The 13,799-nt window shown below is 40.8% G+C and carries 12 protein-coding genes and 1 pseudogene; 9 read left to right on the top strand and 4 right to left on the bottom strand.

Annotation, left to right across the window (positions count from 1 at the left end; all coding sequences use genetic code 11):
* The first annotated feature begins 190 nt into the window (after positions 1-190).
* The 7 genes from FTV04_RS05375 to FTV04_RS05345 all read left to right on the top strand — a co-directional run bounded on the left by FTV04_RS05375 (position 191) and on the right by FTV04_RS05345 (position 10,486).
* Positions 191-2,401 carry a carboxy terminal-processing peptidase gene (locus tag FTV04_RS05375; RefSeq protein ID WP_180062943.1) on the top strand — a complete coding sequence of 737 codons (2,211 nt, stop codon included), beginning with the start codon at positions 191-193 and terminating at the stop codon, positions 2,399-2,401.
* A gap of 431 nt (positions 2,402-2,832) precedes the next feature.
* The gene (locus FTV04_RS05370; protein ID WP_180088980.1) at positions 2,833-4,899 is read left to right on the top strand and encodes a bifunctional diguanylate cyclase/phosphodiesterase; all 2,067 of its coding nucleotides are present in this window, start codon (positions 2,833-2,835) and stop codon (positions 4,897-4,899) included.
* Positions 4,900-5,140: 241 nt separating this feature from the next.
* Positions 5,141-6,733, top strand: a complete 1,593-nt coding sequence (locus FTV04_RS05365) for a peptide chain release factor 3 (RefSeq protein ID WP_078189646.1) — start codon at positions 5,141-5,143, stop codon at positions 6,731-6,733.
* 106 nt (positions 6,734-6,839) lie between these two features.
* Positions 6,840-7,667, top strand: coding sequence for a hypothetical protein (locus FTV04_RS05360; protein WP_180088979.1), 828 nt, complete (start codon positions 6,840-6,842; stop codon positions 7,665-7,667).
* A 74-nt stretch (positions 7,668-7,741) separates the two neighbouring features.
* On the top strand, positions 7,742-8,698 hold the full coding sequence (locus FTV04_RS05355; RefSeq protein WP_180088978.1) for an RsiV family protein: 957 nt from the start codon (positions 7,742-7,744) through the stop codon (positions 8,696-8,698).
* An 8-nt stretch (positions 8,699-8,706) separates the two neighbouring features.
* On the top strand, positions 8,707-9,528 hold the full coding sequence (locus tag FTV04_RS05350) for a TatD family hydrolase (RefSeq protein WP_180088977.1): 822 nt from the start codon (positions 8,707-8,709) through the stop codon (positions 9,526-9,528).
* A gap of 151 nt (positions 9,529-9,679) precedes the next feature.
* Positions 9,680-10,486, top strand: a complete 807-nt coding sequence (locus FTV04_RS05345) for an enoyl-ACP reductase (RefSeq protein WP_078189642.1) — start codon at positions 9,680-9,682, stop codon at positions 10,484-10,486.
* Between the two features lie 149 nt (positions 10,487-10,635).
* On the opposite strand, the gene secB is transcribed toward FTV04_RS05345, so the two are convergent.
* The 4 genes from secB to rsgA all read right to left on the bottom strand — a co-directional run bounded on the left by secB (position 10,636) and on the right by rsgA (position 12,966).
* Positions 10,636-11,091, bottom strand: coding sequence for a protein-export chaperone SecB (secB, locus tag FTV04_RS05340; RefSeq protein WP_078189641.1), 456 nt, complete (start codon positions 11,089-11,091; stop codon positions 10,636-10,638).
* Positions 11,092-11,131: 40 nt separating this feature from the next.
* Entirely contained in the window at positions 11,132-11,386 is a 255-nt protein-coding gene (gene grxC, locus FTV04_RS05335) for a glutaredoxin 3 (RefSeq protein ID WP_078189640.1), read from the bottom strand.
* A 20-nt stretch (positions 11,387-11,406) separates the two neighbouring features.
* Entirely contained in the window at positions 11,407-11,814 is a 408-nt protein-coding gene (locus tag FTV04_RS05330) for a rhodanese-like domain-containing protein (protein WP_078189639.1), read from the bottom strand.
* Between the two features lie 93 nt (positions 11,815-11,907).
* A complete protein-coding gene (rsgA, locus tag FTV04_RS05325; RefSeq protein ID WP_180088976.1) occupies positions 11,908-12,966 on the bottom strand; it encodes a ribosome small subunit-dependent GTPase A in 1,059 nt (352 codons plus the stop codon).
* A 125-nt stretch (positions 12,967-13,091) separates the two neighbouring features.
* On the opposite strand from rsgA, the gene orn reads away from it, so the two are divergent.
* Both orn and FTV04_RS05315 read left to right on the top strand, forming a co-directional pair.
* Positions 13,092-13,649, top strand: coding sequence for an oligoribonuclease (gene orn, locus FTV04_RS05320; RefSeq protein WP_067763591.1), 558 nt, complete (start codon positions 13,092-13,094; stop codon positions 13,647-13,649).
* Positions 13,650-13,726: 77 nt separating this feature from the next.
* Positions 13,727-13,799, top strand: a pseudogene (locus FTV04_RS05315) (IS5/IS1182 family transposase); the annotation flags it as partial.

The raw sequence follows: 13,799 nt of genomic DNA, 5'->3' as shown, positions 1-13,799 counted from the left end.
CGTGTTGGAATTTTTAAGGAAAAACAATACCTGAATTCTGCAATGATTTGCTACACTTTGTCAGCAGAGAATATGATAAAACTACACGACATAAACATATTAAGTTGTTTAAGATTTTGAATCTATTCAATTCAGGTCGAAAACCAACACGGTAATATTGGTCTTAATACCAAGGAAGTACAAATTATTTATGAAACTTCAAACATTAGCTTGTGCCGTTGCGATTGCGACAGGTGGATTCTTTTTCACTCATGTGGTGAATGACGCAATTGCTGCCAATAATACAGAAGCAGTGAGTGCGGGTACTATTCAACCCACTCAAGAACAAGCCTTGGTCTCACGTCAGCTTGCAACATTGGTAGACCGTCAACACTATTTAAATCAGCGTTTAGATGCCAATACCTCTAACCGTATTTTAGATTTTTATATTGATAGTTTAGACGCTGAACATACGTTGTTCTTGGCATCGGATATTGAAAATTATAAAAAACGTTATGGTTCAACTTTTGGTGCAAATCTCAAAGCGGGCAATTTAACAGGGCCGTATGCGATTCATGCGCAATATCGTGAGCGCTTAAAACAGTTCTACACCTATATGTTGGAAGAGCTGAAAAAGCCACAGAATTTAAATCAACCGAATAACTACATCGAAACTGATCGTGAAAAAGCACCATTCTTTAAATCGACAGAAGAGCAGCGTGCGCATTGGAATAAAATGTTGGTCTCTCAGCTGATCAACTTAACCATCAGCAAAGAAGAAGAGAAAGCCAAACAAAAAGCGTTGAAAGATGACCCAACACTGGCAAACGGTCAAGATTTAACAGGTCCTGAAGACTTAACACCTGTACAGACTTTAACCAAGCGTTATACGCGTCAGTTAGAGCGGATTAGTCGTTTAAAAAGCGATGATGTGCTCGACAAAACTCTGAATGCCATGATGCTGACGTATGATCCGCACAGTAACTATTTCCCACCTGTAGATGCGATGGAATTGAACCGTCAAACCACGTTGCAATTGGAAGGGATTGGGGTGTCGATTCGTCCTGAACGTGGCAACGAAGACTACACTAAAATTGAAACGATTGTAGAAGGTGGTCCAGCTAGCAAATCAGGACAAGTCAAGTCAGGCGATCGTATCGTTGGTGTTGCCCAAGATGGCGACAAAATGGTCGATGTGATCGGTTGGCCGAGCAATGAAATTGTCGGACTGATTCGTGGTAAACGTGGCACCAAAGTGACTTTACGTTTATTGGGTGCTGGTGCGTCCATGAATCAAGCGCGAAATGTCACTATTGTACGTGATGTAATTCAAGAAGAAGATGCAGGCGTGCGTTCACGTACCGTTGAAATTGAACGTGATGGCAAAAAACATAAGTTTGGTGTGATTGAAATTCCATCGTTTTACTTAAACTATCGTGCACGTCGTGCGGGTACAGATTACCGTTCTGTGTCGGAAGATACCAATAAAGCTTTAAAAACTTTAGATGCGCAAAATGTTGAAGGCATCATCATTGACTTGCGTAACAACCCTGGTGGCTCACTTGAAGAAGTAGCACGTATGCTTGGACAAGTGATTAAATCAGGTCCAGTGGTGCAAATCCGTGATGGTAATGGCAATGTCAGCGTGTTTGAAGATGATGATGGTGGCGCGCAAACTTATGCAGGCCCATTGGCGGTATTGATTAATTTGGCTTCGGCTTCTGCGAGTGAAATTTATTCTGCTGCGATTCAAGACTATGAGCGTGGTGTGGTGATTGGTAGTACCACAACGGGTAAAGGAACAGCGCAGGTACAACTTGACTCTTTAGCCTATGGTCAAGCAACCTTAACGCAACGTAAATTTTACCGAGTGACGGGCGGCAGTACCCAAAATAAAGGGGTCGTACCGGATATTAAGCTGGTCGATATTTACAATGAAGAGTTTGGTGAGCGTAAATCGAAAAATGCTTTACAGTGGGATACTATTCCAACTGCACCGTTTAAACGTGAAGGCTCGATCCAAGCCTATGTTCCAGATTTGATTAAGTCATCTCAGCAACGCGTCACGATTGATCCTCAATTTAAGTATTTAGAGCAACGTACAGCGATTGCAAAAAAGACGGATGAGCAAAAGCGTGTGGTACTCGACTTAACGAAGCGTAAAGCTGAATTGTTGGCACTAGAGCAAAAGTCTTTGGATGCTGAAAATCAACGTCGTAAAGTGGTGGGTCAAAAGCCTTATGCCAACTGGGAGAGCTACCAAGCGTCTATGGATGCATTGGTGGAAGCACGTGCGAAAATGAAGGCGAACCAACGTCCAGCACTGCCTGAAGAAGAAGTCTTTGTGACGGAAGCAGCGAATGTGCTAATGGACTATGCCAAATTACAAGGTACGAATCCAACAACAGCAGCCAAAAAGTAAGCCATTCATCCATAAAAATATTGAGCTGATTGCTTAAGTTTTTGACGGAAAAGATGAATTTACCTATTGAGAAATAGCGAGCTACGGCTCGCTATTTTTTTGTGTAGAGAGGCATGATTTAAATCTAGAAAACAATATAGAAATCAATCTAATTTATTCATTTTATTATGGTTAGAAACTGTTCTAAAATAAAAACCACCTGATGCATTTTTTATCAAAAGTTTAAGTTTTAGTGAACTTGATCAAGCTTTCTTTTTTTAAATTAATCAGTTGCTTAAAATCTTGAAAGAAAGACTTGACCATTATCGTAGACTAATAGATTCTAAGGGAAAATAAGTAAGTAATTGAAAACGTAACAAGTTAAAGGGAAGAGATAGATTGGGTAATTCGGTTAAAGAAAGTGCCACGATAACCTAAGCGGAACGCTTGATATGACTCATATTCATTATGATTACAGTCTGGTCGCTGGTTCAATCGTAGTTGCATTATTAAGTTGTTACTTTGCTGTTTCACTCGAACAAATGTTGTTTCGTGGAACACGACCAAGATATGAAAATGTCATTTTATTCTTCAGCGGTGCAATTTTAGGTGCTGCGATCTGGTGCATGCATTTTGTAAGCATGATAGCCAGCCATTTGCCTTCAAGCCATAGTTTCGATACCAGTCTGACCCTGATATCCTATTTTATTGCTTTCGTTGCTTCCACTTTTGCTGTGTGGTTAACCACACGACAGACATTACCTTTTCCTCGTTTAATTTTAGGTTCAGTGTTAATGGGCCTTGGCATTTCCGGCATGCATTATACCGGTATGCTGAGTTTAGCCGTTCAGGGCTATGAACAACGGTATGAACCTTTAATTGTTATCTGTTCAATTTTAGTTGCGATCTGTGGTTCGGGTTTGGCCTTTTGGATGACGTTTAAAAATAAATATTCGCCAAAACGGAATATTTTGAATGTCTTTGTCGCATTAATGCTGACTTTTAGCATTGTGGCTATGCATTATATTGGTATGGCGGCTGTTGATTTTGTACCGCTAAACTCGATGGATGTATTGGTGGCAGCGCAGATAAACCATAATTTATTGCTGTTTATTGTCTTATTTGTCACCAGTTTATTGTTGATGGCAGCCTTTAGTGTAGCGGTATTAGAACAACGTTTAGAGCATCGCAGTTTACAGTTGATGCGCGCAAATCGAGAACTGGCCAATCAAGCGGTACAGGACAATTTGACCCGTTTACCTAATCGACTATTTTTGGCTGAATATGCACATTTTCTATTTACAGAGCATCGCTTAAGACAAGATAAAATTGCTTTTATTTATATTGATATCGACCGTTTTAAAGCGGTCAATGATGTGTTTGGACACCATGTAGGTGATCAACTACTGATTCAAATTGCCACACGCATTCACCGTTTAATTAATGATCAAGCCAAATTGCTACGAATCGGTGGGGACGAGTTTCTGATTGTGCTTGAGTCAGCAAGCAATGACTCTGCCACAGCAATGTCTGAAAAAATATTGGAATTGATGCAAGAAAGCTTTTTGATTGCAGGTAAGGAAATTAACATTTCAGGCAGTATTGGTATTGCGATGTACCCAGAACATGGTGCGAACTTGCAAGATCTGCTGATCAATGCAGACACTGCAATGCTGAGTTCAAAGTATCAAGGGCGGAATACCTATTCATTTTTTAATTATACCGCTGACCAATTTGAAGAAAAAAGTCAGACGAAACTGATCAATGATTTGTATAAAGCGGTAGAAGAACAACAATTTATCTTATTTTATCAGCCAAAATTCAATGCCACTGATCGTGAAATTTGTGGGGTTGAGGCCTTAATTCGTTGGAATCATCCAACCTTAGGTATGCTGACGCCAAATAAGTTTATCAATGGTGCGGAAAAAACTGGACTGATTATTGCCATGGGCTATTGGGCGCTTGAAGAAGCCTGTAAGCAAATTCAGCACTGGGAAAAGCTGAATATGCCGCTGTATCCGATTGCGGTCAATTTATCGGCCATCCAGTTTGAGCATAAACATTTATTTAGTACTTTAGAGTCGCTTTTTGCACGTTATGAAATTAACCCGTCAAATTTAATTATTGAAATTACCGAGTCAACAGCGATGCATCATATCGATGCCAGCATCGTGACTTTTGAACATTTGAGACAGATGGGGATTAAAGTTGCGATTGATGACTTTGGAACAGGACATTCAAGTTTCTTATATTTAAAAGAACTGCCTGTAGATGAACTGAAAATTGACCGTGAGTTTATCCGCAATTTGAGCGTCGGCTCTAAAGAAGAAATTATTTTAGAAAGTATTATTCACTTGGCAATTCGACTGGGGTTAACAGTCACTGCAGAAGGTGTAGAGACAGAACAACAAGCAGAAATTTTAAAACGTTTAGGTTGCCAACAGTTACAAGGATATTTGTTAGGAATGCCGATGCCAGTGGCACAGCTTGAAGAATGTATGAAAATGAAAGCTGAATAAAGTCATTTGTAGTCTGATCGCATTGCCAATGAGTATAGAAAAAAGACAGTGGAATACGTTATATCGTCGATAAAAACAGGTCGTCATCCAATGTAAAACATCAAGACACGCCACGCTAAGATTTTGACTCAACCCGATGTGGTTGATTATTTTTAATGGTCAATCTGATACAATATCGCCAATTTTCCATATTGATCAGATCTGATCTTTTGCACTGCGAGTTTTGCAGTAGGTGTCTTTCATGAGTTTTAAAGAAGAATTAGCGACACAGGTCGCTCAGCGACGTACTTTCGCTATTATTTCCCACCCCGATGCCGGTAAAACCACAATGACAGAAAAACTGTTGTTATGGGGACAGGCGATTCAGGTTGCAGGTATGGTAAAAAGCCGTAAATCTGATCGTGCGGCAACGTCTGACTGGATGGAAATGGAAAAAGAACGTGGTATTTCGATCACCACTTCTGTTATGCAGTTCCCGTTTAAAGACAAGATGATTAACTTGCTCGACACCCCAGGGCATGAAGACTTTTCTGAAGATACCTACCGTACATTAACCGCTGTTGACTCTGCGCTTATGGTGATTGATGGTGCAAAAGGTGTCGAAGACCGTACGATCAAATTGATGGAAGTGTGTCGTATGCGCGACACGCCGATTATTTCATTCGTCAACAAAATGGACCGTGAAATTCGTGAGCCATTAGAACTGCTTGATGAAATCGAAAACGTTTTAAAAATTAAATGTGTTCCGATTACTTGGCCACTGGGCACAGGTCGTGACTTTGCCGGTGTATTTAACCTACTCGAAGAAAAATTCTACGTTTATAAGGCGGGTTTCGGTTCAACCATTACGGATATTGAAGTTCGTGATGGCTATGACTATGCAGATTTGCGTGAAAAAGTAGGTGATCTCGCTTGGGCTGCATTTGAAGAATCATTGGAGTTGGTTCAAATGGCCAATGAGCCTTTAGACCGTGATGAATTTTTGGCAGGTCGTCAAACGCCAGTCTTGTTTGGTACGGCACTCGGTAACTTTGGTGTAGACCATGTGTTGGATGCATTTAGTCAATATGCACCTGAACCTAAAGCACATCCGACTCAAGACCGTAAAGTTGAAGCGACTGAAGAGGGCTTCACAGGGTTCGTCTTTAAAATTCAAGCCAATATGGACCCAAAACACCGTGACCGTATTGCATTCATGCGTATCTGTTCAGGTAAGTATGAAAAAGGCTTAAAAATGAAACATGTACGTCTAGGTAAAGATGTACGTATTAGTGATGCTTTAACGTTCCTTGCTGGTGACCGTCAGCACCTTGAAGAAGCATGGCCGGGTGACATTATCGGTTTGCATAACCATGGTACGATTCAAATTGGTGATACCTTCACTTCGGGTGAAGATTTACACTTTACCGGTATTCCTCACTTCGCCCCTGAAATGTTCCGTCGCGTGCGTTTAAAAGATCCTTTGAAGTCAAAACAGCTACAAAAAGGCTTAAAAGAACTTTCAGAAGAAGGTGCGACTCAGGTCTTTATGCCGCAAAACAGTAACGACTTAATTGTGGGTGCTGTGGGTGTGCTTCAGTTTGAAGTGGTGGCTTATCGCCTGAAAGAAGAATACAAAGTTGATTGTATTTACGAGCCTGTAAGTATCAATACCGTACGTTGGGTATCTTGTGATGACGAGAAAAAATTCAACGAATTTAAGAAAAAAGCACATGACCAATTGTCTGTCGATGGCGGTGGTCATTTAACTTATCTTGCACCAAGTCGTGTGAATTTACAGTTAATGCAAGAACGTTATCCGGATATCGTGTTCCGTAATACACGTGAACACTAAGTTGTTCTTTTACAGAAATAAAACAGCTTCTTCGTGAAGCTGTTTTATTTTGTGGTAGAGTTTTTAAATCCATACATTACGCAATCATTTGGTCGTTTAGGACATCATGAAAATATTCAAGGATGCTACAGTTTTTGCACTTTTGGGGAGTGTTTTGCTGCTCAGTGCATGTGATTCAGGAAAAGAAAACAAAGCGACAAAGCCGGCCGATGATGGCGCTTCTGAAGCGGCCGTGATCAATCCAGATGTTTTGCCTTATTTAAATATCCAAGAGCAAGCCGCTAAAATTGCCAAACCGTTTTGTGAAAATAAAAGTTGTATTGATTTAGAGATACAAACCATTCAGACCGTAGATACGTGGTTGAATAGCTGGATTGAAAAGAATCAGGCGAGCGTCGTACAAGATCAGATTGCACTAAAGCAGAATATGAATCTCCAACAAGCTGTCGATGCGTATGTGAAAAAATCAGATGCTTGGCAGGCCGAGTTTAAAACCAATAAAGCCTATGAATTGGCGATGTACACACGAGTTCCATATCAACGGAATCAATATGTGCTGCTGCAAATCGGTGTCGATACCAAACAGGAAAATATCACGGTCAAAGAGCGCTATTATTTTTTTGTGGCAGACCGTCGTGCGAAAAAAAATCTCAAACCCTTAGATATTATTGATGCAAAGCAGCAGCAAAATATGGATGCCATTGTGCAGCAAGCCTATGGCAAATGGTTAGATGAACAAGAGGTGGATGTCAAAAAATCGGCACCGAAAAAGCTCTATTGGGGCCAAGCAGATTGGTTCTTTGATCAAGAAGGTGTCGGTTTGCATTACCGTACAGATGAAATTGTCAAAGATAGTAAACAACTGGATATTTATCTCAGCAAAGCGCAAACACAACAAGTCTTGAAAGCTGATGTGTATCAGCATATGTTCTAAACAACGAAAGTATTTAATTTGATGAGATATTTACTGAGATAAATATCAATTATTCGAAATGAAAGGTTGAAGCAATGGTGCAAAAAAATAAAATTTGGGCAAGCTCAATATTGGCAGTTTCTGTTGCATTCACGGCGTGTCAGCCACAACAAGCTGAACCTGAAAAAAAGCCGGATCAAGCCAAAACTGAACAGCCAGATTTGAGTGCAAAACTGATTGGTGATGCGGAAAAATTACAACTGAATTTACCTGAATGTGATGGCGGGGTCTGTCCTGAAATTTCAGTTGAACGCTTAAACAGTAATCAAGCCTTTATTGATGAATTTATTGATGCGGAAATTTTAAAACAGTTGGGAGAGATCCTGTCTGTTTCGCCTTTAGAAGATAAAACGCTGAGTACTGATGCTCCCGCTGCAAGTGAAGTACCTGCAGCGTCTGAAGCAAAATCTGCTTTGGCAAAGGTTGAAACGCCCAAATTAAAATTGGAAAAAGCCACGCAGCCTTATATGCAAGCATTTTTAAATTTAGATAAAGAGTTGAAATCTTTAAGCGCCAATCAGCAAATCAGTTTGATGATTAAACCTAAAATATTGAATGCTGAAAAACCCTTGGCAACAGTGGTTTTAAATACCAGCTCATATTTAGGTGGGGCGCATGGTTCTTCTGCACAGCAATATTATAACTTCGATTTAAGCACTCAAAAATTGGTACAGCTCAATGACATATTATTGCCCAATCAACGTACTAAACTTGAAAAGCTGGGCTATGAAGTCTTTAAAACTTGGGTGAAAGATGCCAAGTTGGCGGACAATGTTCAAGAATATGAACAGATTTGGAAATTTAAACTGTCTGATAACTTTTATCTAAGTCAGCAAGGTCTAATTTTGCAATATGCCGAATATGAAATTGGGCCATATGTGGCGGGTTTACCACGTTTGACCATTCCGTATGATCAATTGCAAAGTATCTTGAAAAAGCAATATCTACCAGTAGTTGAAGCTGCTGAAGCCTCAGCCGTAAAAGCAAATTAATTAGTTCAATGACTTACTCACTGTTTGATACGCATACGCATTTTGATGTTCCTGATTTTGACGTTGATCGGGAACAGTTGGCGCATGCTGCCAAACAGGTGGGTGTCGATGCTTTGGTATTGATTGGTTTTGTGCAGTCACGTTTTCACGATTTGCTGCAAACCCAAGAGTTTTTAGCTCGTTTATCCAATGCTCCCAAAAGCTATTTAGCCCCCGGCTTACATCCGTTTTATATTGAGCAACATCGTACAGAACATTTGTTCGATGTGGAACAGCTGCTAAAGCAGCATGATTGTGTCGCTATCGGTGAAATAGGTTTAGATACCTTTTTGAAACAGCATAAACAGCCCGAACTTTTTCAAAAGCAGCAGCAGTATTTTTCCGCACAACTTGAATTAGCACAGCAGTTTGATAAACCCATTTTGCTGCATATTCGCAAATCCCATGCGGAGGTGCTTTCGATGTTGAAAAAGCATCAATTTAAGCTCGGTGGTATCGCACATGCATTTAGTGGTGGTGTTGAAGAAGCGAAGGCATTTACCAAGCTAGGTTTTAAAATTGGTGTAACGGGGCAAATCACCAATCCCAATGCAAAAAAATTACATCAAGTGGTTCAGACTTTAGGGGCGGCACATTTGGTCTTAGAAACCGACTGTCCCGATATGACACCCTTATGTTGTCAGCATTCGACGGAAGGGCGTACTCGTAATACGCCGGTCAATTTGCCCTATGTCTTGCAGGGTTTGGCTCAGAGCTTAAACCGTACTGAATCTGAGATTGCAGATATATTATGGAAAAATTCATTACAAGCATTGCATCTGGGCGCTTAAGCGGCAACAAATATTGACGCTGCTTGATTGAATCTAGTTTCATTCGCATCGTGCATGCAATGATGGTTTTCTAAAAAAAGGCGCATTATGCAATTTCTAAAATGCTTTAGACTTGGCATTATGCTGTTAAATTATTTTGAGTGAGTTTTACATGGCACAAGGACTATTGGCTGGCAAACGCTTTTTAATCGCGGGTATTGCAAGTAAGTTATCAATCGCATTTGGTATTGCGCAAGCTTTACATCGCGAAGGTGCAGAACTGGCTTTTACTTATCCAAACGAAAAATTAAAAAAACGTGTAGATGATTTTGCTGAACAATTTGGTTCAACTTTAGTTTTCCCATGTGATGTCGCAGTGGACGCTGAAATTGATACCGCTTTTGCTGAACTTGCTAAACATTGGGATGGTCTAGACGGTGTTGTGCATTCAATTGGTTTTGCACCAGCGCATACTTTAGATGGCGATTTCACTGATATTACCGACCGTGAAGGTTTTAAAATTGCTCACGACATCAGCGCATATAGCTTTATTGCGATGGCTCGTGCGGCAAAACCTTTATTGGCTGCACGTCAAGGTTGCTTATTGACGCTGACTTACCAAGGTTCTGAACGCGTAATGCCAAACTATAACGTTATGGGTATGGCAAAAGCGTCACTAGAAGCAGGCGTACGTTATTTGGCAACAAGTCTTGGTGCTGAAGGTATTCGTGTAAATGCGATTTCAGCAGGTCCGATTCGTACCTTAGCGGCTTCAGGGATTAAATCTTTCCGTAAAATGTTAGACCTAAATGAAAAAGTCGCACCACTTAAACGCAATGTAACTATTGAAGATGTCGGTAATGCAGCATTGTTCCTTTGCTCGCCTTGGGCAAATGGTATTACAGGTGAAATTTTGTATGTTGATGCTGGCTTTAATACTGTAGGTATGAGCGCTGATCTAATGGCAGATGCTGAGTAATTTGCTCCTCCCTTTTTAAAAGGGAGGGTGGGAGGGATTTTGTTAAGTAGAAGTAAATCCCCCTCATTCCCCCTTTAGTAAAGGGGGAAGCTAAAAGGCAATAAAAAAGACCGCTAAAAGCGGTCTTTTTTATATCTGAGATCAAGTAATTAAGCTTGGCCTTCAGCAGCAGTTTGCGCACGTTGCAAATTCGCTTCGAATTCAGCATCGAAGTTAATTGGTGTAAGCAATAATTGTGGGAAGCTGCCTTTAGTAACCATATCGTTCACTGCTTCACGTAGGAATGGGAACAAGATATTTGGGCAGTAAGCACCAAGAATGTACGGAAGACGTTCTTCTTCAACGCTATCGATCAGGAAGATACCTGCTTGAGTAACGTCAACGATAAATGCAGTGTCACCCGCATTGTTCGCTTGAACGACAACTTTCAGTGAAACTTCGAAGTGTGTTGGATCAACTTTTTCTGCAGAAGAAGAAAGGTTGATATTTAGTTCAGGCTGCCATTCTTTAGTAAATACTTGAGCCCCAGGTACTTCGAAAGAAATATCTTTAGTATAAATACGCTCTAATGCCAATTGTGGTTGAGCTTGTTGTTCTTCACTCATTGTTTATTCCTTAATATGAGGTGACGATTTATGTTTAAAATTAAGATAGCATGCCGTCGAGTTTGCCTTCACGCTCTAAAGCATAAAGTTGGTCAAAACCGCCAATAAACTGATCATTAATAAAAATTTGAGGAACGGTACGGTGGTTGGTGCGTTGCATCAATTCAACACGTACTTCAGGCGCTTCATTTGATAAATTAATTTCTTTATAAGCCACGCCTTTACGCTCTAGGAGCTGTTTTGCACGAATGCAGTAAGGACATACAGTTGTTGAATAAATCGTAACTTCAGCCATGTTAATCTCCTAAGAAGCGCTTATTTGCTTTTAACTAAAGGTAAGCCTTGAGCTTTCCAGTTGCTAATGCCGCCGTCTAAACGGTATGCATCTGCATGACCGACTTGTTGCAATGCAGAACCTGCCACTTGACCAAGGTTACATACAAAAACCAACGGGCGATCAGAAGTTTTTAACTCTTCAATGTGTTTTGTAATTTGGCTATATGGAATATTACGGCTACCGCTAATATGACCTTCGCGGAAGTCTTTCGCATCACGTAAGTCAATCAATTGAGCATTTTTAGCTTTAACTAAAATCCCTAAAGATTGAGGTGAAATTTTGCGACCATTACGCTGGCCTTCAAGAATAAAGAACAGCACGACCAATACAGCCAGCGTTCCAAATAAGAAGGGGTGATTCCCCATAAATTCGAACCAACGTTCCACAATTCACCTAACTACAATTTTAAATTGCCAAGAGTATAGCCCATAAATATGGTGATCAAAATCACCCCTTCAAGGGCATGAACAGAATAAAAATTAATTTTTTTGCTGCGCTTCCGTGATTTCGTCGATCAGACGTAAATAACTGTCTAATCGGCGCGGCAAAATTTCGCCATTTTGAGCTGCCATTCTAAGCGCACATTGCTTTTCATGTTTATGCGTACAGTTACGGAACTGGCAATAGCCCAAATGTGACTCGATCTCAGGGAAACCTTGCTGAACTTTTTCCAATTCTAGGTGCCATAAACCAAATTCACGGATTCCTGGTGAATCAATCAATGCAGAACCTTCACCAAACGCAATTAAGCGCGTAGAGGTGGTGGTGTGCTGACCGAGCGCGGAGTTTTCCGAAATAATATTGGTTTTTTGCGCAGCATCCGGAACAATGGCATTAATTAAAGTACTTTTACCAACCCCAGACTGACCTACAAATGCGACAGTTTCACCAGAAAGTCGAGCAGAAAGTGCGCTTAAGTCACCATCAGATTGGGTTTGCATGACCTCATAGCCCAAGTCATGATATTCTTGTAATAGCGTTAAGATCGGATCGTTGTCTTTAAGCAAGTCGGATTTATTTAAGACCAATAATGCTGGAATATCGGCATCTGCACAGGCCACCAAATAGCGGTCAATCAGGCCTGGCGCTGGCTCAGGAAGTGGTGCAAATACAATCACAATCAGGCTGACATTGGCTGCGACAGGTTTCACTTTGTGATAACGGTCAGGGCGTGTCAGTAAAGATTGGCGTGGATGAATCGCGGTAATAATCCCTAAACCTGTAATCGGGTCAGCTTGCCATTTGACACGGTCACCCGTCACCAATAATTCGAGATTGGTACGGGTATGGCAGCGCCAAACACTGCCTAATTCGATGGGTTTCCAATGGGGTTCAGGTTCACCTGCTTGCACAATGGGTTTTTCAGGATGTTGGTCGGGTGTAGACAGCGCTTGAACTTCAAGTTGACGACCATAATGTTGGACGACCAAGCCTTCCAAATCTGCAGAAGTATCGATTTCTTCCTGACGAGATTTATGTTGCTTCTGAATGCGACGTTGCTGCTGTTCAGTCAGTCGGCGCTTACGAATTAAAGCCATTCATATCCTAAAAAACCATGAAAACTAGATGGCAAAAATAGCATGAAAGCAGGGGCTATTTACAGCGCAAGCCCAATAAATTTGCTACTATGTTCATTTTTACAGCCTAATAAGATTGCACATTTATGAGCAGCACACCTGATACACGCCTGATTTGGATTGACCTTGAAATGACAGGTCTAGATACAGATAACGACCAGATTATTGAAGTTGCAACAATTGTGACGGATGATAATTTAAATATTCTGGCGGAAGGGCCTGTGCTTGCGGTACATCAGTCTGACCGTGTGCTCAATGCGATGGATGAATGGAATACTCGCCAACATGGTCAATCAGGCCTAATCGAACGTGTACGTCGTAGTAAATTAACAGCACAAGATGCTGAACAGCAAACTTTAGAATTTTTGAAAAAATGGGTGAATCCAAAATCATCACCGATGTGCGGTAACTCAATTTGCCAAGATCGTCGTTTCTTGCATCGTTTAATGCCTGAAATGGAACAATACTTCCACTACCGTAATCTCGATGTATCATCAGTGAAAGAATTGGCGAAACGCTGGCGCCCAGAGATTATGGGTGGCTTGAAGAAAAATGCCTCGCATTTAGCAATGGATGATATCCGTGACTCGATTGCAGAGCTTAAATACTACCGTGAATATTTCTTTATTATGAATAAAGACTAGGGTCTGTTGACATTTGTTGATTAAAAAAAATAGCGAGATAGTAAAATTAAATCGCCAAACCCAATTTTACACTCGCTATGCCTCGAACAATGCTAAATGATCAACACTGGTCCAAGTTACTTGCTATTTTCCGTCACTTTAATATTTATC

This window comes from Acinetobacter sp. YH12219 (assembly GCF_013417875.1).
GTDB lineage: Bacteria > Pseudomonadota > Gammaproteobacteria > Pseudomonadales > Moraxellaceae > Acinetobacter > Acinetobacter amyesii.
The sequence above is the reverse complement of the archived record's forward strand: the minus strand, read 5'-3'. Positions and strand labels throughout refer to the sequence as shown.